Raw genomic sequence first — 20,823 nt, 5'->3', positions numbered from 1 at the left:
GGAAGTCTAAGTTATGCTTTCCTGCCCCAATTTGAGATAGCGCAAATTTTGGTAGAACAGTTAAAAAATGTTAACCCTGCAACAGACGAATCAACAAAGAACCGTTATACATAGCGTCTTTTACCAATGCGGCTCCCGCCATCGTCCCCTGATTAGAAAACTGAGTGCTTTCGACGCTAATGTGCTGGCTGTAGGCAGGAAGCGCCTGCTGACGGATGCTGTCAGAAATGACAGGGAACAGGATTTCTGCCGCTTTGCTTAACGGCGAACCAATCAGTATTTTTTGTGGGTTAAATAAATTCACCATGATGGCAAGAATGCGCCCAACATGCGCCCCCACACCGGTAATAATATCTTTTGCCAGCAGATCGCCCCGCAGTGCCGCCTGGCACAATGAGTCCACGGTTAACGGCTGTCCGTGTAACATCGAACTCATGGATTGATTCAAACGTAATTGCGCCAGTTCAAGAATGCTGTCAACACTGGCGATGGTTTCCAGGCAGCCGTGGTTACCGCAATAACAGCGTTTTCCATAGGGGTCGACCTGAGTGTGGCCTATCTCCACAAGGCTACTGCTTCCTGCGTGTAACAGATGACCATCGGTAATCACACCCGCTCCCACATTGTGATCGATAACCACCTGAATCACATCGCGCGCTCCGCGGGATGCGCCGAACAAGGCCTCGGCCATCGTCCACGCGCTGATATCATGCTGAATATAAACCGGTACACCGGTATGCTGCTCAAGCGCTTCACCGAGCGGCATCTCTTTTACGTCCTCGTAGAACGGCATACGATGTACAATACCATTTTCCGTATCAATAATTCCCGGCATGGTAATGGCAATAGAAGTCAGGCGCTCGAGTTTTTTCTGATGGCGAATAAAAAACTGATCAATATGAGTAATGATGCGATCCAACAGCGGTAATTCATCCTGCAGCGCCAACTCCAGCGAGTCTTCCACCACCAACTTGCTGCTTAAATCACGCAGTGCAAGAAAAATCTCGCCACGACTAATACGCAAAGAAAGATAGTGCCAGGCTTCCGTTTCTACTACCAACCCCACCGCCGGACGGCCACGGTTTCCAGCCTCTTTAATTTCCAGCTCTTGCACCAGGTGCGCTTCAAGCATTTCGCGGACAATTTTGGTAATACTGGCTGGCGCGAGCTGCGCCATGCGAGAAAGGTCGATACGCGAAATGGGACCAAGCTGATCAATCAGGCGATATACAGCACCTGCGTTGGTCTGCTTTATTTGATCAATGTGCCCCGGCTGGTTTTCAGCAACCACCTCATACTCCCTATATTTTCGCGCTCCGAAATAATCTGTAGGCTATGGTGAAGCACTTCAATGCGTAACGTCAAATTTTTACTTAGCCATGTGATTGACAGCACATTTTTCGGGATTTTTTGCTGAATTTTTCCTCATCAGAGAGCATTCAGTAGCTGAATACGAAAGTTACGTGCTGCCGGGCTTTGTTCATGATGTTTTGGCCAAACCAGCCACATCTCAGAAACCGCATCCTCTTCCGCAATAGATACCCAACGCATTTCATTGAGTTGTACGCGTTTGAAAGAAGCGGGCAAAATCGAAACGCCAAGACCCGCGGAAACCAGGCCGATGATAGTCATCGCCTCGCCGACTTCCTGGGTGATGACTGGGGTGAGATTGTAACGTCGCATCAGGCCGAGAATGTCATCATACAGCCCCGTCCCTACGTGCGGATCAAAAAAAACAAAGGGTTCTTTTGCCAGTTCTGCCAGCGTTACATTCGATTTATTGGCCAAAGGATGATCATGCGGGATCATCGCCATAAGTGGTTCATGCACAATGACCGCGTGGTCCAGCGTCTCCGGCAACACAGTATTTCGTAGCAACCCCATATCCAGCGTCCCTTCGATAAGGGGTGCTATTTGCTCGCGGGTGTTCATCTCGCGTGTCTGCAAATGAACATCAGGAAATTCGCGACGAAACAGCGATAAGGTATCAGATACTGCGCGAATAAATGGCGCTGATGAGGTAAAGCCAATGCGTAACTCTCCCGCCTCTCCCTGATGCAGGCGTTCAGCGCGAGCGGCAGCGTCATCCACCATAGACAGGATTTGCCGACTATCAGCAAGGAACTGCTTCCCTGCTGCCGTCAGCATTACGCTGCGATTGGTTCGTGCCAGCAGTCGCGCGCCAATTTGTTGCTCCAGTATCTGAATCTGCTGGCTTAGCGGCGGTTGTGAAATATTCAGTCGGGCAGCAGCGCGACCAAAATGCAGCTCTTCCGCAACAGCAATGAAGTAACGAAGGTGGCGCAATTCAATATTCATACTTTAAACATCTTATTTGAGACTATTAATATATTAGACATAACAATTCGATTTTCCTAATCTATTCCTAATCCCACATCACGGGCATATTTAGCAAGGATTTCAAGTGAGTCGTACTACAACTGTTGATGGCACTCCGGCAAGTGACACTGACAAGAAAAACCTTTCCCGGACAAACGAATTCATTAAACGCGGTACGCCGCAATTTATGCGTGTCACTCTGGCTCTATTCTCGGCCGGGCTGGCAACCTTTGCGCTTCTTTATTGTGTGCAGCCTATTCTTCCGGTGCTTTCGCAAGAATTTGGCTTAACGCCTGCTAACAGTAGTATTTCACTGTCAATTTCAACGATCATGCTTGCCATTGGTTTACTATTTACTGGCCCACTTTCCGATGCCATAGGTCGCAAGCCGGTGATGGTGACGGCACTACTGTTGGCCTCCATCTGCACGTTACTTTCGACGATGATGACTAGCTGGCTCGGTATTTTGATTATGCGCGCCTTGATTGGTCTGTCGTTAAGCGGTGTAGCTGCCGTTGGCATGACCTACCTTAGCGAAGAGATCCACCCCAGTTTTGTGGCATTTTCAATGGGGCTGTACATCAGCGGCAACTCAATTGGCGGTATGAGTGGGCGCTTAATCAGCGGGGTATTTACTGACTTCTTTAACTGGCGAATTGCTCTGGCGGTTATTGGCTGTTTCGCTCTGACCTCAGCGTTAATGTTCTGGAAAATCCTCCCGGAGTCACGCCATTTCCGCCCATCCTCGTTGCGCCCAAAAACGCTGTTTATTAACTTCCGTCTGCACTGCCGTGATCAGGGATTACCCTTATTATTCGTCGAAGGTTTTTTGCTGATGGGGTCGTTCGTCACTCTGTTTAATTACATTGGTTATCGGTTGATGCTTCCCCCCTGGCATGTCAGTCAGGCCGTGGTTGGCTTATTATCGCTAGTCTATTTGACTGGCACCTGGAGTTCGCCAAAAGCAGGCACCATGACTACCCGCTTCGGTCGTGGTCCGGTGATGTTATTTTCGACAGGTGTCATGCTTTTTGGCCTTCTCCTGACATTGTTCAACCCACTGTGGTTGATTTTGCCGGTATGATGCTTTTCTCTACAGGATTCTTTGCCGCTCACTCTGTCGCCAGTAGCTGGATTGGCCCACGTGCTAAACGCGCCAGAGGCCAGGCTTCCTCGCTGTATCTATTTTGTTACTATCTGGGTTCAAGTATTGCAGGGACATTAGGTGGCGTCTTCTGGCATAACTATGGCTGGAACGGCGTCGGTGCATTTATTGCCGTGATGTTGGTGGTCTCTATTCTGGTCGGAACACGTTTACATCATCGCCTGCACGCCTGAAAAATAAGCCCGGACTGAGTTAAAACCTGTCCGGGCTTATTGTCTGCTCAACTCAACGTTAATAACCATCCCAAAATAGACGAAGTGCCGGCCATTTCCCGCAGTGCATCTAACGCCATCAGGATAATAAGCACCCCCAAATAAACGGATTCATTTTTCTGTGTGTCATTTATTGTTAATACACGGTGATTCTACCAATTTATAGGTAATGAAAAAGTTAAGTCAATCAATACTACCGATATTGGTGGGAAAATCTCCTTAAGTCACAATGCGTTATTATTTCTCACGTCATCGCTACTCGCTTTGTACATATCGTTACATGCCGAAACCAACCACTCACGGAAGCCTGCTATTTCCAGAGATATAGTCATTACATCGGCCCCGCAGTGGGGTTGCATAAAAAACCAAATTGAGGGTATGACAATGAAAAAAGTATTAGCTCTGGTTGTTGCCGCTGCTATGGGTCTCTCTTCTGCTGCCTTTGCCGCAGAGACTGCGACCACGCCTGCTCCGACTGCTGCTACCAAAGCAGCGCCTGCAAAAACCATTCATCATAAAAAACAGCATAAAGCAGCGCCCGCCCAGAAAGCGCAAGCGGCTAAAAAACATCATAAAAAAGCAAAAACTGAACAGAAAGCACCTGAGCAAAAAGCACAGGCCGCCAAAAAGCACAGCAAAAAACACAGCCAGCAACAACCGACAAAACCTGCAGCACAGCCAGCCGCATAAGTTTTCGACAGCAATAGTGGCGCGCCCCCTCGCGCCTGAAAATTACGGTGCTAAGCGGGTAACGTTTAGCACCGCCTTTAGCGGAGGGTACTATGGTGGGCCGTTATCGCTTTGAGTTCATTCTTATCATCCTTATTTTATGTGCGCTGATTGCCGCCCGTTTTTATCTTTCCTGAGCGTAGTTATCTGATTTTACTCCCACTTTCATCCCGTCCCGTCTATAGTATTTACGAGGGTTTGCTTTTAATAATCATAATTACTCGCCAGAGTGTGATATGCGTACAACCATTGCTGTAGTACTGGGTGCAATTAGTCTGACATCTGCATTTGTGTTTGCGGATAAACCGGACGATCCTAAATCGGCTCATGATGAGGTCAGCACCCTATTTTTTGGTCATGATGATCGTGTACCGGTAAATAACACGACCCAATCGCCGTGGGATGCGGTTGGGCAACTGGAAACGGCCAGCGGCAATTTATGTACGGCGACGCTGATTGCGCCTAATCTCGCATTAACTGCGGGCCACTGTTTATTAACGCCACCAAAAGGTAAACCAGACAAAGCAATTGCGCTGCGTTTTGTTTCGAATAAAGGGCTATGGCGCTATGAGATCCACGATATTGAAGGTCGTGTTGATCCGACGCTAGGGAAACGGTTAAAGGCTGATGGTGATGGCTGGATTGTCCCGCCCGCAGCCGCGCCGTGGGATTTCGGTTTGATTGTGCTGCGCAATCCCCCTTCTGGTATTACGCCGTTGCCATTATTTGAGGGAGATAAAGCCGCGCTTACCGCCGCATTAAAAGCGGCTGGTCGTAAAGTGACTCAAGCGGGGTATCCCGAAGATCATCTTGATACCTTATACAGCCATCAAAATTGCGAAGTGACTGGCTGGGCGCAAACCTCAGTGATGTCGCATCAGTGCGATACCCTACCGGGTGACAGCGGTTCGCCACTAATGCTGCATACTGATGACGGCTGGCAGTTAATTGGTGTGCAAAGTTCAGCTCCTGCAGCGAAAGATCGCTGGCGCGCCGATAACCGGGCCATTTCTGTCACCGGTTTTCGCGACAAGTTAGAAGAACTGACCCGGCAATAATGTTCAAACGCTGCCCGCATTGTCGGGCAGCGTGGTCATCAGGCGAGTTTCACCATGATCATTCCGGCCAATAGCAAGATCAGGCCAACCCAGCCTTTGCGATTTAAACGTTGACCAAACAAGATCCACCCCGCAGCTAAAGTGGCGGTAATACCAAACCCACCCCACAATGCATAGGCTACAGACAAGTCGATCCCTTTAACGGCCTGCGAAAGCGCGCTAAAGGCAGCAAGCACCGCCGCCAGCGAGAGCAAGCCATAAACTTTGCGGCGAAAGCCGTCAGAAAATTTCAAAAAGACGTTAGCCATGATTTCCAGCACAGTTGCCAGTGCCAACCAGGCGGCATGAACCCATTCAAACTGCGCCACGGTTCACCTCCAGCGAGGGTTTACGTACTTTGCGTGTACCAGATTTAATCAACACAATCCCGACAACCAGGGTTGTTAACCCGGCAATTTTTAGCAGCGATAAGCTTTCATCGAATAACAGAACGCTAAATAGCGTAATAAATAAAATACCGATGCCTTCCCACAGAGCATAAGCCACACCAAGCGCTATTTTTTTCACGGCGAATGAAAGAAAAATATATGACAGTGAAATCATCACCAGCATTAAAATAAATCCACCGTTACCGTTACTGACGCTCGCCCATTTCATTGACAGCGTTCCGGTAATTTCTGTGGCAATAGCCAGACCTAATAAAACCCAATAAATATACATCGTCCTTCCCCTGCAAGAGAATTATTTTAATGTTCGCTGAATTCAGCGAAACCAAAGAAAAGTATTCAGTCCAGCGCAGAGCGCCAGCTTTGACAGAAGAAAGGACTAAAGCGCGTTGCGCCAGTGTTGCTCGCCTGCGAGCAAGATGCTGGATGAGGTACGAAGATGGGTAAATGTAGAAAATAACGTCCTGAACAAATTGTCCATAATATTACAATTATCCGCAGTGTTGCTTCTCGTCATCGCGGATGATAATTGTCCTCGGTAGTTGTACACGCCTGATTTGTATCATAGCTTAAGAATTAACTCAAAACATTTTCATATCTTTACCTGAGTAGTTTGATTTTCGTTATAATGCCGCAGAAAAAATATTATTAGCGAAGAAAAAAACGGGGATAAACATGGCAAAGCCGATCATCACGCTCAATGGCCTAAAAATCGTCATTATGTTGGGAATGCTGGTCATTATTCTCTGCGGTATCCGGTTTGCCGCCGATATCATCGTCCCCTTTATCCTCGCCCTATTTATCGCAGTCATTCTTAACCCGCTGGTACAACGCATGGTTCGCTGGCGAGTACCGCGCGTACTGGCGGTGTCGATTTTAATGACCATCATCGTAATGGCGATGGTGCTTATGCTGGCCTATCTCGGCTCAACACTCAATGAACTGACCCGCACTTTGCCACAGTATCGCAGCTCAATCATAAAGCCTCTGCAAGCTCTGGAGCCTTTATTACAGCGCGTGGGTATTGATGTCTCAGTTGACCAACTGGCGCATTACATTGACCCGAACGCGGCGATGACGTTACTGACCAACTTACTGACGCAGTTATCTAACGCCATGTCATCAATATTTTTATTGCTGTTGACGGTGCTGTTTATGCTGCTCGAAGTTCCGCAACTGCCCGGCAAACTCCAGCAAATGATGGCACGTCCGGTCGAAGGAATGGCGGCGATTCAGCGCGCGATTGACAGTGTGTCGCATTACCTGGTGCTGAAAACGGCCATCAGCATCATCACCGGACTGGTCGCCTGGGCGATGCTCGCAGCACTGGACGTTCGCTTTGCTTTTGTCTGGGGATTGCTGGCCTTTGCGCTTAATTACATTCCTAATATTGGTTCGGTCCTTGCGGCTATTCCCCCTATCGCCCAGGTACTGGTGTTTAATGGTTTCTACGAAGCGTTGTTGGTGCTGGCGGGATATCTGCTGATTAATCTGGTCTTCGGTAATATTCTGGAACCACGCATTATGGGACGCGGATTGGGGCTTTCCACACTGGTGGTCTTTTTGTCGTTAATTTTTTGGGGATGGTTGTTAGGACCGGTGGGGATGCTGCTTTCGGTGCCGTTGACGATTATTGTCAAAATTGCGCTTGAACAAACAGCGGGAGGTCAAAGCATCGCCGTGCTGTTAAGCGATCTCAAGAAAGAGTAACGGCCTCCGCAGAGGCCGTTGAGGTTACAGTGCTTTCAGAATCGCATCCACGCTGGCTTTGGCGTCACCAAACAGCATGTGGGTGTTTTCCTTGAAAAACAGCGGGTTTTGCACACCAGCATAGCCGGTGTTCATCGAACGTTTAAAGACAATCACGTTCTGCGCTTTCCACACTTCCAGCACAGGCATACCGGCAATTGGGCTTTTCGGATCGTCCTGCGCCGCCGGGTTAACCGTATCGTTCGCACCAATTACCAGCACGGTATCGGTATCAGCAAAGTCATCGTTGATCTCGTCCATTTCCAGCACGATGTCATACGGCACTTTCGCTTCTGCCAGCAATACGTTCATATGCCCAGGCAAACGCCCCGCAACCGGGTGAATACCGAAACGCACGTTGATACCGCGGGCACGCAGTTTCTCGGTGATTTCTGCCACCGGATATTGCGCCTGCGCGACTGCCATGCCGTAACCAGGGGTGATGATCACTGAATGCGAATTTTTCAGCAGTTCCGCCGTCTCTTCCGCCGTAATTTCGCGATGTTCACCCACTTCCTGATCGTCGCCGGTAGAGGAACCATCGGTGCCGAAACCACCCGCAATGACGCTGATAAAGGAACGGTTCATCGCCTTACACATGATGTAAGAAAGGATTGCCCCCGAAGAACCGACCAGCGCACCGGTCACAATCAGCAAGTCGTTGCTGAGCATAAAGCCCGCGGCCGCTGCCGCCCAACCAGAGTAAGAGTTCAGCATCGACACCACCACTGGCATATCTGCGCCACCGATGGAAGCCACTAAATGCCAGCCGAAGACCAGTGCAATGGCGGTCATTATCAGCAATGCCAGAACTTGCAGGCCAACGCTTTCGGTGCGGACAAACACAATCAGCAGCAGGAAGGAAACGACCAGAGCAGCCAGATTCATTTTGTGACGGTTTGGCAGCATCAGCGGTTTAGACGAAATTTTGCCGCACAACTTACCGAATGCCACGACCGAGCCGGTGAAGGTCACCGCACCAATGAAGATACCGAGGAATACTTCCGTCAGGTGAATGTTGGCCAGAATCGGAGCCATATCCGCATCGTGATGCAGATAGCTATTAAAACCAACCAGCACCGCCGCCAGCCCCACAAAACTATGCAGGATCGCCACCAGTTCCGGCATTTCAGTCATTTCGACCTTCTTCGCCAAGCGGATACCAATTGCGCCACCGATGACCATCGCCAGCAAGATCCAACCAACATTGCCATTATCCGGCCCCAAAATAGTAGCGATTAACGCAATCGCCATCCCGGCGATACCGAAGTTGTTACCCTGGCGAGAGGTTTCATGTTTCGAAAGCCCGGCCAGGCTGAAGATAAACAGGATCGCGGCAACAATGTATGCAGCTGTAACTAATCCTCCAGACATATGTTACCCCTTAGTTTTTGCGGAACATTTTCAGCATACGCTGAGTCACGGTGAAGCCACCGAAAATATTAATGCTGGCTATAAGCACCGCGATAAAACTAAGGAAGCTAACCCAGCCGCCCTGGCCAATCTGCAACAGTGCTCCGACAACAATAATCCCTGAAATCGCGTTGGTGACCGACATCAGCGGCGTATGTAGCGCGTGCGATACATTCCACACCACGTAATAGCCCACAACGCACGCCAGCGCGAACACGGTGAAATGCCCGAGGAACTCTTTTGGTGCAACATTTGCCAGCCAACCGAAGAGGATGATTGCCAACGCCATCAGGGCGTATTTACGCCACGGTGAACAGGTGCATTTTTCCTCAGCTTTGACTTCCGGTGCGGCTTTCTGTGTCGCCTGTGGCTGGGCTGAAACCTGAATCGGCGGTGCCGGCCAGGTAATTTCGCCAGCACGAATCACGGTCACGCCGCGAATCACTACATCATCAAAATCAACAGTAATGTTGCCGTCTTTCTCCTTGCACAACAGCTTCAGCAGATTGACAAGGTTGGTGCCGTAAAGCTGTGAGGATTGTGTTGGCAGACGCCCCGGAAGATCGGTATAACCAATCACTTTGACGCCATTTTCCGTAGTGAAGATTTCACCCGGCACGGTGTATTCACAGTTACCGCCGTTTTGTGCGGCCAGATCGACAATCACACTGCCCGACTTCATGGAGTCAACCATTTCGCGGGTAATCAGTTTCGGTGCCGGTTTACCTGGAATAAGCGCGGTGGTCACAATGATATCGACCTCTTTTGCCTGCGCAGCAAAGAGTTCCATTTCTGCCTTGATGAACGCTTCCGACATCACTTTGGCATAGCCATCGCCGCTGCCTGCTTCTTCTTTGAAATCCAGTTCGAGGAATTCCGCGCCCATACTTTGAACTTGTTCTTTCACTTCCGGGCGGGTATCAAACGCACGCACAATCGCACCGAGACTGTTTGCCGCACCAATGGCCGCGAGACCCGCAACACCCGCACCAATCACCATCACTTTTGCCGGAGGCACTTTACCTGCCGCGGTGATTTGCCCGGTAAAGAAACGCCCAAACTCATGCGCCGCCTCAACAATGGCGCGATAGCCGGCGATGTTCGCCATCGAACTTAACGCGTCCAGTGATTGCGCGCGTGAGATACGCGGTACGGAGTCCATCGCCATCACGGTGACGTTACGTTCCGCAAGCTTTTGCATTAGCTCCGGATTCAGCGCAGGCCAGATAAAACTCACCAGCGTTGTTCCTGGATTCAGTAACGCAATTTCATCATCTAACGGCGCATTGACCTTCAGAATGATATCTGACTGCCAGACGTTATTCCCTTCTACTATTTCAGCGCCCGCTTGCACAAACGCTTTATCGTCAAAACTTGCCAGTTGACCCGCGCCGCTCTCTACCGCGACGGTAAAACCCAGTTTCAGCAACTGCTCCACTGTTTTGGGCGTTGCTGCAACACGGGTTTCATTGGTTAACCGTTCTCTTGGTATTCCAATTCGCATGATATTCCCTTCCATCGGTTTTATTGATGATGGTTTGCCTGTGTCAGGAACCACACAAGCCGCTCATATACGAGCTAAATGTTACTCCGTTAAAATAAATTAGTAACAAACGCCCTATAACGTACTGAAAATAATGCTTGCGATCTAGCGCCAAAAATCACTATTTCGGCGTTAACTCGAAAAATATTAACGATTCAGCCTTGATAGTGAGATAAACACCATAGAACAACGGATAAAGGGCGATAATTGTCTCCGATAGCCAGGTAAAACATGAGATCACCCCGGTGCAAACTGTCACTTAACATTAAATTAACTTATACAATTCAGCCGTTTCAGCCGTTGTATGTTGCTACGGTTACTTTTTAATCACAGATGGTTATTCGATCAGGTTTAAAATCAAATCAGGAAGTCTGATATGAAAAATCACGCAGACAGTTACACCGTTTAAATGCAATAATCAGCCACGTTTCTCGTTAATAACAATACCAGTACCTGGTTTGCGCAAGGCGAAGGATTATTTTTATGAAGCTTAAGAACACCCTCCTGGCGTCGGCACTGCTTTCTGCTACGGCATTCTCCGTTAACGCAGCAACAGAACTGACACCGGAGCAAGCGGCAGCGGTTAAACCTTTTGATCGTGTAGTGGTTACCGGACGTTTCAATGCCATTGGCGAGGCGGTGAAAGCCGTTTCCCGTCGTGCTGATAAAGAAGGTGCAGCCTCCTTTTATGTTGTCGACACGTCAGATTTCGGTAACAGCGGTAACTGGCGAGTGGTTGCCGATCTCTATAAGTCTGATGCTGAAAAAGCAGAAACCGAAAAAAATCGCGTGATTAACGGTGTGGTTGAACTGCCAAAAGACCAGGCCGTTCTGATTGAGCCGTTTGACACTGTCACCGTCCAGGGCTTCTACCGTAGCCAACCGGAAGTGAATGACGCCATCACCAAAGCGGCGAAAGCAAAAGGCGCATACTCTTTCTACATCGTTCGCCAAATCGATGCCAACCAGGGCGGTAACCAACGCATTACAGCGTTCATCTATAAAAAAGATGCTAAGAAACGTGTAGTCCAAAGCCCGGATGTGATCCCGGCAGACTCCGAAGCCGGACGTGCAGCCCTGGCTGCCGGTGGCGAAGCCGCGAAGAAAGTTGAAATCCCGGGTGTTGCCACTACCGCATCACCAAGTTCCGAAGTTGGTCGTTTCTTCGAAACTCAGTCCTCAAAAGGCGGACGTTACACTGTCACGCTTCCTGACGGCACTAAAGTCGAAGAACTGAACAAGGCAACCGCAGCGATGATGGTGCCGTTCGACAGCATTAAGTTCTCAGGTAACTACGGTAACATGACCGAAGTCTCCTACCAGGTTGCTAAACGTGCCGCGAAGAAAGGTGCGAAGTATTACCACATCACCCGCCAGTGGCAGGAACGTGGTAATAATCTGACCATCAGCGCAGACCTGTATAAATAACTATTCAGTATCCCAATGAGGCGGCTTTATGCCGCCTTTAGCATTTTTAGTCACAAATTTCCCCGTGACCATTGCATGCAGACACATCTCTTCGTAAAATCCCGCGCTTCAGTGGCAAACACCATTTTTATGCGTCCTGCCCTAATATTTATTCTTTTGAACACCTTTTAAACACTGGATATCGATGGAAAAGAAACTGGGACTGAGCGCACTCACCGCGCTGGTATTAAGCTCAATGCTGGGCGCAGGTGTTTTCAGTCTGCCACAAAATATGGCCGCGGTTGCCAGCCCGGCAGCACTGCTCATCGGTTGGGGCATTACTGGCGCTGGCATTTTATTACTCGCCTTTGCCATGCTGATCCTGACACGCATTCGTCCCGATCTTGACGGCGGCATCTTTACCTATGCTCGTGAAGGTTTTGGCGAACTCATTGGTTTCTGCTCCGCATGGGGATATTGGCTGTGCGCGGTTATCGCTAACGTCTCCTATCTGGTGATCGTCTTTTCTGCATTGAGTTTCTTCACCGATACGCCGGAACTGCGCCTGTTTGGCGATGGCAACACCTGGCAATCGATCGTCGGTGCATCCGCACTTTTGTGGATTGTTCACTTTTTGATCCTGCGCGGTGTACAGACCGCTGCCAGCATTAACCTGGTGGCAACGCTGGCAAAATTGTTGCCATTGGGACTGTTTATTGTACTGGCGCTGATGATGTTCAAACTGGACACCTTCAGACTCGACTTCTCTGGCCTTGCACTTGGTGTACCGGTGTGGGAACAGGTGAAAAACACCATGCTGATCACCCTGTGGGTATTCATTGGTGTGGAAGGTGCGGTGGTGGTTTCTGCGCGTGCGCGTAATAAACATGATGTCGGCAAAGCGACACTCCTGGCGGTACTTTCCGCGCTGGGCGTTTATTTACTGGTCACTCTGCTTTCGCTGGGCGTGGTTGCGCGTCCTGAACTGGCGGAAATTCGTAACCCGTCTATGGCGGGCCTGATGGTGAAAATGATGGGGCCGTGGGGCGAGATTATCATCGCTGCCGGATTGATCGTTTCCGTTTGTGGCGCATATTTAAGTTGGACCATTATGGCGGCAGAAGTCCCCTTCCTGGCAGCGACCCATAAAGCATTCCCGCGCATTTTTGCCCGCCAGAACGCACAGGCTGCGCCATCCGCCTCGCTGTGGCTGACCAACATCTGCGTGCAAATTTGTCTGGTGCTAATCTGGCTGACCGGTTCCGATTACAACACGTTGCTAACCATTGCCTCAGAAATGATTCTGGTGCCCTATTTCCTTGTTGGCGCGTTCTTGCTGAAAATCGCAACCCGCCCGCTGCATAAAGCGGTAGGTGTCGGTGCCTGCATTTATGGCTTATGGTTATTGTACGCCTCTGGTCCAATGCACCTGTTGTTGTCCGTCGTTCTGTATGCGCCGGGGTTGCTGGTATTCCTGTACGCGCGTAAAACGCATACACATGATAATGTTCTGAATCGTCAGGAAATGGTACTGATTGGCATGCTGTTAATTGCCGCAGTTCCGGCGACCTGGATGCTGGTGGGATAACGTTCGTCCCATCGTTGGATAGCAAAGGAGATAACGATGGGTAATACCCAGCCCTTGCCAATATTAATCACTGGCGGAGGCCGTCGCATCGGCCTCGCCCTCGCCTGGCATTTTATTAATCAAAAGCAACCGGTGATTGTCAGCTATCGGACGCACTATCCTGCCATTGATAGCCTGATTCAGGCGGGAGCACAGTGTATTCAGGCTGATTTTTCGACGAATGATGGCGTGATGGCGTTTGCCGATAAAGTATTAAAAAGCACCCACGGCCTGCGTGCCATTTTGCACAATGCCAGCGCGTGGATGGCAGAAAAACCAGGTACGCCACTGGCTGACGTGCTGGCCTGCATGATGCAAATCCACGTTAATACCCCATACCTTCTTAACCACGCTCTGGAAAGATTACTGCGTGGTCACGGGCACGCCGCCAGCGATATTATTCACTTCACCGATTATGTGGTGGAACGAGGCAGCGACAACCATATCGCCTATGCAGCAAGCAAAGCAGCCCTGGATAATATGACCCGCTCATTTGCCCGCAAGCTGGCACCGGAAGTGAAAGTGAATTCTATTGCACCGTCGCTGATCCTGTTTAATGAACATGATGATGCTGAATATCGCCAACAGGCGCTGAATAAATCGCTGATGAAAACCGCGCCTGGCGAGAAAGAGGTGATCGAACTGGTCGATTACTTGCTCACCAGTTGCTTTGTTACCGGGCGCAGTTTCCCGCTTGATGGAGGTCGACATCTGCGTTAATGCAGTTTCATCCAGCAAATAATCAGCACCCATGCGCTTAGTCCCCAGCACACCACAGAACCTACAAAAGCCGCGGGCAAGCGCATGATTCCAGTGAAATACCACAGCGACGCCAGATAAATAAAATAAGGAATGATCGACCACATACTGAAAATGATGGTTGCGCGTAAGGCTTCAATGCCGCGTTCGCTGGCAACAATATAATGCGCGATGAGCGCAAAGGTTGGGAAAAGCGGGATCAGCCCGGCTATGTAGTAATTTTTCGTTTTTGCTAATACACCAATCAACACCACCACCAGCGCACCAAGCGCGGCTTTGATTACCAGCCCCATCTTTTTACCTTAACACTTCCATAACAAGTCCTTAGTAGAATACCTGATGCAAACTTGTTTAGAAACGATTGATAGTAAGTAAAAACGGTGCAGTGTATTGTGACGTTTTTATATCTACCGTGAATAATATGAACACTATCGTATTTGTGGAAGATGACGCAGAAGTTGGTTCACTGATTGCCGCATACCTGGCGAAACATGATATGCAGGTAACCATAGAACCTCGCGGCGACCATGCAGAAGAAACGATCCTGCGGGAAAATCCGGATCTGGTGCTACTCGATATCATGCTACCTGGCAAAGACGGCATGACTATCTGTCGCGATTTAGGTTCTAAGTGGTCCGGACCAATCGTTCTGCTGACCTCCCTCGACAGTGATATGAACCACATTCTGGCGCTGGAAATGGGTGCCTGCGACTATATTCTCAAAACGACTCCTCCTGCAGTTCTGCTGGCTCGGCTACGTTTACATTTGCGTCAGAATGAGCAAGCGACGCTGACCAAAGGCATTCAGGAAACGCCTCTGACGCCCTACAAAGCATTGCATTTCGGCACGTTGACCATCGACCCTATTAACCGCGTAGTCACCCTTGCTAACACTGAGATTTCACTCTCTACCGCCGATTTCGAACTGCTCTGGGAATTAGCCACTCATGCGGGGCAAATTATGGATCGCGATGCGTTGTTGCGAAATTTACGCGGCGTCAGTTATGACGGTCTGGATCGTAGCGTGGACGTGGCTATTTCGCGGTTAAGAAAAAAACTGCTCGATAACGCTGCTGAACCGTATCGTATTAAAACTGTGCGTAACAAAGGCTATCTTTTTGCGCCCCATGCGGCCGTCGGTCCCGTTCCTTATCTCTATTACCTCCATCAAATGCGTTTGTTGGATATCGCGCTGATTGCCTTTATTGCCATCTCTCTCGCCTTTCCAGTGTTTATCTGGATGCGTCCGCACTGGCAGGACATGTTAAAACTGGAAGCAGCGGCGCAACGATTTGGCGATGGCCATCTCAATGAACGCATTCACTTTGATGATGGTTCGAGCTTTGAACGACTGGGCGTAGCATTTAACCAGATGGCGGACAATATCAATGCATTAATTGCCAGCAAAAAACAGCTTATCGACGGGATTGCTCACGAACTGCGAACGCCGTTAGTGCGCCTGCGTTATCGGCTGGAGATGAGCGATAACCTGAGTGAAACAGAGTCTCAGGCTCTGAATCGTGATATCAGCCAACTGGAAGCCTTGATCGAAGAACTGCTGACCTATGCCCGATTAGACCGCCCGCAAAATGAGTTGCATCTTAGCGAGCCAGACCTACCGTTATGGCTGTCAACACATCTGGCCGATATCCAGGCTGTTAACCCCGACAAAACGGTACGGATAAAAACGCTCATGCAAGGTCATTATGCGGCGCTGGATATGCGCTTAATGGCGCGCGTGTTGGATAACTTGATCAATAACGCCCTGCGCTACTGCCATTCAACCGTAGAAACCAGCCTGCTACTGGCAGGAAACAGAGCGACATTAATTGTCGAAGATGATGGGCCAGGAATAGCCCCACAGGATCGCGAGCATGTCTTTGAACCCTTTGTGCGTCTCGATCCTAGCCGTGACCGTTCAACCGGCGGTTGTGGGTTGGGACTGGCGATTGTCCACTCTATTGCACTGGCAATGGGCGGCACGGTTAACTGTGACTCCAGCGAACTGGGTGGTGCCCGCTTCTCGTTTAGCTGGCCGTTATGGCATAACATCCCGCAATTTACCTCTGCCTGACACTACGTGCACGGTGGTCAAGTTACCGCCGTTGTGTTATATAATAAGTATGTTGTAACTAAAGTGGTGATTTTATGGCTCGTTACGATCTCGTTGACCGACTCAATACTACCTTTCGTCAGATGGAGCAAGAACTGGCCGCGTTTGCCGCTGAGCTTGAGCAGCACAAGTTGCTGGTTGCCCGCGTGTTCTCTTTACCGGAAGTCAAAAAAGCGGATGAGCATAATCCGCTGAATTGCATTGAAGTTAAGCAACATCTCGGCAAAGAGGCGCAGGCGCTGGCACTACGTCATTTCCGCCATTTGTTTATTCAGCAACAGTCCGAAAACCGCAGCAGCAAGGCCGCTGTTCGTCTGCCTGGCGTGTTGTGTTATCAGGTCGATAATCTTTCACAAGCGGCGCTGGCAAGTCATATTCAGCGTATCAATCAACTCAAAACCACTTTTGAACATATCGTCACGGTTGAGTCAGAACTCCCCACGGCGGCGCGTTTTGAATGGGTACATCGTCATTTGCCGGGACTGATTACCCTTAACGCTTACCGCACGCTCACTGTTCTTCACGATCCTGCCACTTTACGTTTTGGCTGGGCGAATAAGCATATCATTAAGAATTTGCATCGTGATGAAGTACTGGCTCAACTGGAAAAAAGCCTGAAATCACCACGCAGCGTCGCGCCGTGGACGCGCGAGGAGTGGCAAGGAAAACTGGAGCGTGAGTATCAGGATATCGCCGCCCTGCCGCAGGATGCGAAATTAAAAATCAAACGTCCGGTGAAGGTGCAGCCAATTGCCCGTGTCTGGTATAAGGGAGATCAAAAACAGGTACAACATGCCTGCCCTACGCCGCTTATCGCGTTGGTTAATCGGGATAATGGTGCTGGTGTGCCGGACGTTGGCGAGCTGCTAAATTATGATGCCGACAATGTGCAGCACCGTTACAAACCCCAGGCGCAGCCGCTTCGCTTAATCATTCCACGGCTGCACCTGTATGTTGCAGATTAACGCCCGACTTTCATACTGCCGACCATCTGTTCTGGTCGTACCCAACTATCAAACTCGGCTTCGTTAAGATACCCCAACGCAAGGGCTGCGGCTTTTAAAGTCAGCCCTTCTTTGTGTGCTTTTTTAGCGATCTCAGCGGCTTTGTCATAGCCAATGTGGGTGTTGAGCGCAGTCACCAGCATTAGCGACTCATTGAGCAATTGATTGATTCGCTCACGATTCGGCTCAATTCCCACTGCACAATGTTTGTTAAAACTTTCCATGCCATCCGCCAGTAAGCGCACCGATTGCAGGAAATTGTGGATCACCATCGGGCGGAAGACGTTCAGTTCGAAATTACCGGAAGCGCCACCGATGTTGATCGCCACGTCGTTTCCCATCACCTGACAGCAAAGCATGGTTAACGCTTCACACTGCGTTGGGTTCACTTTCCCTGGCATGATTGAGCTGCCCGGCTCGTTTTCCGGAATTGAGATTTCGCCAATGCCACAGCGAGGGCCTGAAGCCAGCCAGCGGACATCGTTCGCAATTTTCATCAGTGACGCCGCCAGCCCTTTCAACGCGCCATGAGCCTGAACCAGTGCATCGCAGGTCGCCAGTGCTTCAAATTTGTTCGGAGCAGTAACAAACGGCGCACAGGTAATTACCGAAAGCTCATCCGCTACGCGACGGGCATATTCCGGATGGGTATTCAGCCCCGTCCCTACCGCTGTACCGCCCAGCGCCAGTTCCGCCACATGCGGCAGGCTGTATTCAATATGTTTGAGATTATGCTCCAGCATCGCTACCCAGCCGGAAATCTCCTGGCCCAGTGTCAGCGGCGTGGCGTCCTGCAAGTGGGTACGACCAATTTTGACGATATCGGCAAATGCGCGCGATTTCTTATTCAGCGTTTGTGTCAGTGTTTTAAGCTGCGGGATGAGTTGCTTGCGTAGCGCCAGCAGCGCCGCAACGTGCATTGCTGTCGGAAAGACATCATTTGAACTTTGGCTTTTGTTCACGTCGTCGTTAGGGTGAATTTTACGTTCCATTCCGCGCACGCCACCGAGCAGTTCGCTCGCCCGATTGGCCAGCACTTCGTTCATATTCATGTTGCTTTGCGTGCCGGAACCCGTCTGCCAGATAGCCAGCGGAAATTCATCGTCATGCTGTCCCGCCAGCACTTCATCCGCTGCCTGACGGATAGCACTCGCTTTCTCTTCAGAGAGTAAACCTAAATCTTCGTTAACTTTTGCCGCTGCACGCTTAGTCAGCGCCAGCGCATGAATCAGTGAGGTGGGCATTTTCTCCGTGGAAATACGGAAATGCTCCAGCGAGCGTTGAGTTTGTGCGCCCCACAGCTTATCTGCCGGGACATCGATCGCACCCATCGAATCTTTTTCGCTGCGTACTGTATTCATGGCCTGCTCCTCACCTGATTAATTTTTTCTTTCTGTTTTGCTTTCGTTAAGCAACTTTTAGCTCACTCATTATTTACTATTTGGTAACAAATGTTTGGTCTTTCGTGCCATGTAAAAAAGCCGCCCCGAAGTAAAGGGCGGCTCAGATTGTTTGCAAAGTACGCTTTGTTCATGCCGGATACGGCGTGAACGCCTTATCCGCCCGCTTATTTCACGCAGCGGGTACACTGCGTGAGTTGAATCTGCTGGAAGAAGTCATTCCCTTTATCATCAACAAGGATAAATGCCGGGAAATCTTCCACTTCAATTTTCCAGATAGCTTCCATACCCAGTTCCGGATATTCAACACATTCCAGGCTCTTAATACTGCCCTGCGCCAGCACTGCTGCCGGGCCGCCGATACTGCCAAGGTAAAAGCCACCATGTTTTTTACAAGCATCGGTCACCTGCTGACTGCGATTACCCTTCGCCAGCATGATCATACTGCCGCCCTGCGCTTGCAGTTGATCGACGTAAGAATCCATCCGTCCGGCGGTCGTTGGGCCAAGAGAGCCGGAGGCATAACCTTCTGGCGTTTTTGCCGGACCAGCATAGTAAATCGGGTGATCTTTGATGTATTGCGGTAACCCTTCGCCGTTGTCCATGCGCTCTTTCAGTTTGGCGTGGGCAATATCACGACCGACAATAATCGTGCCGTTCAGCGACAAGCGGGTAGAAACGGGATACTGCGACAACTGTGCGAGGATCTCTTTCATCGGACGATTAAGGTCAACGCGCACCGCTTCGCCTTCCCCTGCTTTACGCAATTCTTCCGGGATATATTTGCCTGGATTATGTTCCAGTTTTTCGATCCAGATCCCCTGACGATTGATTTTCGCTTTGATATTACGGTCAGCAGAACAGGAAACGCCCATACCAACCGGACAGGATGCGCCGTGGCGTGGCAGACGAATCACGCGGATATCATGGGCAAAATATTTACCGCCAAACTGCGCCCCCAGACCAAGATTTTGCGCTTCAATCAGCAACTCTTTTTCCAGCTCCACATCACGGAACGCCTGACCGTGCTCATTCCCTTCCGTTGGCAGCTCGTCATAGTATTTAGCGGAAGCCAGTTTTACTGTTTTAAGGTTAGTTTCCGCAGATGTACCACCGATCACAAAGGCAATGTGATACGGAGGACACGCCGCCGTGCCCAGCGTACGCATTTTCTCAACCAGATAATTTTTCAGTTTCCCTGGCGTCAGTAACGCTTTGGTTTCCTGATAGAGATACGTCTTGTTTGCTGAACCGCCACCTTTGGCGATACAGAGGAATTTATACTCGTCGCCATCAACAGCATAAAGATCGATCTGCGCTGGCAGGTTGGTGCCAGTATTCACCTCTTTATACATATCCAGCGCTGCGTTTTGCGAGTAGCGCAGGTTATCTTCGATATAGGTGTTATAGACACCGCGCGCCAGCGCCGCTTCATCACCACCACCGGTCCATACACGCTGCCCTTTTTTACCGACGATTATCGCGGTGCCGGTATCCTGGCAGGTTGGCAGAACGCCTTTTGCGGCGATGTCGGAGTTGCGCAGGAGTTGCAGCGCCACATATTTGTCGTTTTCGCTGGCTTCCGGGTCGCGCAGGATATCGGCCACTTGCTGCTGGTGAGCTGGACGCAGCATAAATGACGCATCATGAAACGCCTGACGCGCCAACAAAGTTAACGCTTCTGGCGCGACTTTCAAAATCTCCTGCCCTTCAAATTCAGATACGCTAACGTGTTCGCTGGTCAGCAGGTAGTACTCGGTATCATCTTTTTTGAGTGGGAAAGGAGCCTGATAATGAAAGGGTTTGTTTGACATTGTTCTCTCACTTACTGCCTGGTTTGGTTATGCTCTGGGCGGGT

20 protein-coding genes and 1 pseudogene are annotated in these 20,823 nt (G+C 50.1%); 10 read left to right on the top strand and 11 right to left on the bottom strand.

All coding sequences use genetic code 11. The features are described from left to right. Positions 1-70: 70 nt before the first annotated feature. Positions 71-1,291: a sugar metabolism global transcriptional regulator Mlc gene (mlc, locus tag C1192_RS04305; RefSeq protein ID WP_000225254.1), complete on the bottom strand. Its 1,221-nt coding sequence runs from the start codon at positions 1,289-1,291 to the stop codon at positions 71-73. A 137-nt stretch (positions 1,292-1,428) separates the two neighbouring features. Then, entirely contained in the window at positions 1,429-2,319 is an 891-nt protein-coding gene (gene ynfL / locus C1192_RS04300; protein WP_001516353.1) for a multidrug efflux transcriptional activator YnfL/SxtR(Kp), read from the bottom strand. A gap of 106 nt (positions 2,320-2,425) precedes the next feature. Here ynfL and ynfM point away from each other — a divergent pair. Continuing rightward, a pseudogene (ynfM, locus tag C1192_RS04295) lies at positions 2,426-3,678 on the top strand (multidrug efflux MFS transporter YnfM/SxtP(Kp)). 47 nt (positions 3,679-3,725) lie between these two features. On the opposite strand, the gene C1192_RS26030 reads toward ynfM, so the two are convergent. Further along, the gene (locus tag C1192_RS26030) at positions 3,726-3,797 is read right to left on the bottom strand and encodes a hypothetical protein (RefSeq protein ID WP_370567158.1); all 72 of its coding nucleotides are present in this window, start codon (positions 3,795-3,797) and stop codon (positions 3,726-3,728) included. Positions 3,798-4,101: 304 nt separating this feature from the next. Here C1192_RS26030 and asr point away from each other — a divergent pair, with 304 nt between their 5' ends. From asr to C1192_RS04280, 3 genes are all read left to right on the top strand, one after another. Then, on the top strand, positions 4,102-4,407 hold the full coding sequence (gene asr / locus C1192_RS04290; protein ID WP_000756318.1) for an acid resistance repetitive basic protein Asr: 306 nt from the start codon (positions 4,102-4,104) through the stop codon (positions 4,405-4,407). Positions 4,408-4,499: 92 nt separating this feature from the next. Continuing rightward, on the top strand, positions 4,500-4,583 hold the full coding sequence (ydgU, locus tag C1192_RS04285) for a small membrane protein YdgU (RefSeq protein ID WP_000233090.1): 84 nt from the start codon (positions 4,500-4,502) through the stop codon (positions 4,581-4,583). A gap of 99 nt (positions 4,584-4,682) precedes the next feature. Next, complete coding sequence (locus tag C1192_RS04280; RefSeq protein WP_001260827.1) at positions 4,683-5,504, top strand: trypsin-like serine peptidase; 822 nt, start codon at positions 4,683-4,685, stop codon at positions 5,502-5,504. A gap of 38 nt (positions 5,505-5,542) precedes the next feature. On the opposite strand, the gene mdtI is transcribed toward C1192_RS04280, so the two are convergent. From mdtI to C1192_RS26170, 3 genes are all read right to left on the bottom strand, one after another. Continuing rightward, entirely contained in the window at positions 5,543-5,872 is a 330-nt protein-coding gene (mdtI, locus tag C1192_RS04275) for a multidrug/spermidine efflux SMR transporter subunit MdtI (RefSeq protein ID WP_000046672.1), read from the bottom strand. Further along, positions 5,859-6,224 carry a multidrug/spermidine efflux SMR transporter subunit MdtJ gene (mdtJ, locus tag C1192_RS04270; protein ID WP_038354330.1) on the bottom strand — a complete coding sequence of 122 codons (366 nt, stop codon included), beginning with the start codon at positions 6,222-6,224 and terminating at the stop codon, positions 5,859-5,861. Before mdtJ ends, mdtI begins: the two co-directional genes overlap by 14 nt. Before the next feature lie 105 nt (positions 6,225-6,329). After that, complete coding sequence (locus C1192_RS26170) at positions 6,330-6,500, bottom strand: protein YdgV (RefSeq protein ID WP_085947940.1); 171 nt, start codon at positions 6,498-6,500, stop codon at positions 6,330-6,332. 125 nt (positions 6,501-6,625) lie between these two features. On the opposite strand from C1192_RS26170, the gene tqsA reads away from it, so the two are divergent. Then, positions 6,626-7,660, top strand: a complete 1,035-nt coding sequence (gene tqsA / locus C1192_RS04260; RefSeq protein ID WP_001516351.1) for an AI-2 transporter TqsA — start codon at positions 6,626-6,628, stop codon at positions 7,658-7,660. A 24-nt stretch (positions 7,661-7,684) separates the two neighbouring features. Here tqsA and pntB read toward each other — a convergent pair whose 3' ends face one another. Then, complete coding sequence (gene pntB, locus C1192_RS04255) at positions 7,685-9,073, bottom strand: Re/Si-specific NAD(P)(+) transhydrogenase subunit beta (RefSeq protein ID WP_038354329.1); 1,389 nt, start codon at positions 9,071-9,073, stop codon at positions 7,685-7,687. Positions 9,074-9,083: 10 nt separating this feature from the next. Next, positions 9,084-10,616, bottom strand: coding sequence for a Re/Si-specific NAD(P)(+) transhydrogenase subunit alpha (gene pntA, locus C1192_RS04250; RefSeq protein ID WP_001516350.1), 1,533 nt, complete (start codon positions 10,614-10,616; stop codon positions 9,084-9,086). 522 nt (positions 10,617-11,138) lie between these two features. Here pntA and ydgH point away from each other — a divergent pair. The 3 genes from ydgH to folM all read left to right on the top strand — a co-directional run bounded on the left by ydgH (position 11,139) and on the right by folM (position 14,409). Continuing rightward, positions 11,139-12,083 carry a DUF1471 family protein YdgH gene (ydgH, locus tag C1192_RS04245; RefSeq protein WP_001516349.1) on the top strand — a complete coding sequence of 315 codons (945 nt, stop codon included), beginning with the start codon at positions 11,139-11,141 and terminating at the stop codon, positions 12,081-12,083. 184 nt (positions 12,084-12,267) lie between these two features. Further along, positions 12,268-13,650: an amino acid permease gene (locus C1192_RS04235; protein WP_000412361.1), complete on the top strand. Its 1,383-nt coding sequence runs from the start codon at positions 12,268-12,270 to the stop codon at positions 13,648-13,650. Positions 13,651-13,686: 36 nt separating this feature from the next. Further along, a complete protein-coding gene (gene folM, locus C1192_RS04230; RefSeq protein WP_038354328.1) occupies positions 13,687-14,409 on the top strand; it encodes a dihydromonapterin reductase in 723 nt (240 codons plus the stop codon). Here the strand turns inward: folM and C1192_RS04225 are convergent. Beyond that, positions 14,406-14,741 (bottom strand): GlpM family protein, encoded by a 336-nt coding sequence (locus C1192_RS04225; RefSeq protein ID WP_000524883.1) that lies wholly within the window; start codon positions 14,739-14,741, stop codon positions 14,406-14,408. The two genes, folM and C1192_RS04225, sit on opposite strands and share 4 nt — an antisense overlap. Positions 14,742-14,869: 128 nt before the next feature. On the opposite strand from C1192_RS04225, the gene rstB reads away from it, so the two are divergent. Continuing rightward, positions 14,870-16,522: a two-component system sensor histidine kinase RstB gene (gene rstB / locus C1192_RS26025; protein ID WP_052462982.1), complete on the top strand. Its 1,653-nt coding sequence runs from the start codon at positions 14,870-14,872 to the stop codon at positions 16,520-16,522. A gap of 74 nt (positions 16,523-16,596) precedes the next feature. Next, positions 16,597-17,526: a DNA replication terminus site-binding protein gene (gene tus / locus C1192_RS04210; RefSeq protein ID WP_000135173.1), complete on the top strand. Its 930-nt coding sequence runs from the start codon at positions 16,597-16,599 to the stop codon at positions 17,524-17,526. Here tus and fumC read toward each other — a convergent pair. Together fumC and fumB are read right to left on the bottom strand one after the other, a co-directional pair. Next, on the bottom strand, positions 17,523-18,926 hold the full coding sequence (fumC, locus tag C1192_RS04205; protein WP_038354327.1) for a class II fumarate hydratase: 1,404 nt from the start codon (positions 18,924-18,926) through the stop codon (positions 17,523-17,525). The two genes, tus and fumC, sit on opposite strands and share 4 nt — an antisense overlap. Positions 18,927-19,132: 206 nt before the next feature. Next, positions 19,133-20,779, bottom strand: a complete 1,647-nt coding sequence (gene fumB / locus C1192_RS04200) for a class I fumarate hydratase (RefSeq protein WP_038354326.1) — start codon at positions 20,777-20,779, stop codon at positions 19,133-19,135. Between the last annotated feature and the right edge of the window lie 44 nt (positions 20,780-20,823).

The sequence above is a fragment of the Escherichia marmotae genome, from assembly GCF_002900365.1.
Taxonomy (GTDB): domain Bacteria; phylum Pseudomonadota; class Gammaproteobacteria; order Enterobacterales; family Enterobacteriaceae; genus Escherichia; species Escherichia marmotae.
Note: the sequence above shows the minus strand (reverse complement) of the source record. Positions and strands in the feature narration are given on the sequence as shown.

Excerpts from the sequence above, each read along its gene's own strand:
- ynfL (WP_001516353.1), bottom strand. The coding sequence starts at position 2,319 with ATGAATATTGAATTGCGCCACCTTCGTTACTTCATTGCTGTTGCGGAA.
- asr (WP_000756318.1), top strand. The coding sequence starts at position 4,102 with ATGAAAAAAGTATTAGCTCTGGTTGTTGCCGCTGCTATGGGTCTCTCT.
- ydgU (WP_000233090.1), top strand. The coding sequence starts at position 4,500 with ATGGTGGGCCGTTATCGCTTTGAGTTCATTCTTATCATCCTTATTTTA.
- C1192_RS04280 (WP_001260827.1), top strand. The coding sequence starts at position 4,683 with ATGCGTACAACCATTGCTGTAGTACTGGGTGCAATTAGTCTGACATCT.
- mdtJ (WP_038354330.1), bottom strand. The coding sequence starts at position 6,224 with ATGTATATTTATTGGGTTTTATTAGGTCTGGCTATTGCCACAGAAATT.
- tqsA (WP_001516351.1), top strand. The coding sequence starts at position 6,626 with ATGGCAAAGCCGATCATCACGCTCAATGGCCTAAAAATCGTCATTATG.
- pntB (WP_038354329.1), bottom strand. The coding sequence starts at position 9,073 with ATGTCTGGAGGATTAGTTACAGCTGCATACATTGTTGCCGCGATCCTG.
- pntA (WP_001516350.1), bottom strand. The coding sequence starts at position 10,616 with ATGCGAATTGGAATACCAAGAGAACGGTTAACCAATGAAACCCGTGTT.
- ydgH (WP_001516349.1), top strand. The coding sequence starts at position 11,139 with ATGAAGCTTAAGAACACCCTCCTGGCGTCGGCACTGCTTTCTGCTACG.
- C1192_RS04235 (WP_000412361.1), top strand. The coding sequence starts at position 12,268 with ATGGAAAAGAAACTGGGACTGAGCGCACTCACCGCGCTGGTATTAAGC.
- folM (WP_038354328.1), top strand. The coding sequence starts at position 13,687 with ATGGGTAATACCCAGCCCTTGCCAATATTAATCACTGGCGGAGGCCGT.
- C1192_RS04225 (WP_000524883.1), bottom strand. The coding sequence starts at position 14,741 with ATGGGGCTGGTAATCAAAGCCGCGCTTGGTGCGCTGGTGGTGGTGTTG.
- rstB (WP_052462982.1), top strand. The coding sequence starts at position 14,870 with ATGAACACTATCGTATTTGTGGAAGATGACGCAGAAGTTGGTTCACTG.
- tus (WP_000135173.1), top strand. The coding sequence starts at position 16,597 with ATGGCTCGTTACGATCTCGTTGACCGACTCAATACTACCTTTCGTCAG.
- fumC (WP_038354327.1), bottom strand. The coding sequence starts at position 18,926 with ATGAATACAGTACGCAGCGAAAAAGATTCGATGGGTGCGATCGATGTC.
- fumB (WP_038354326.1), bottom strand. The coding sequence starts at position 20,779 with ATGTCAAACAAACCCTTTCATTATCAGGCTCCTTTCCCACTCAAAAAA.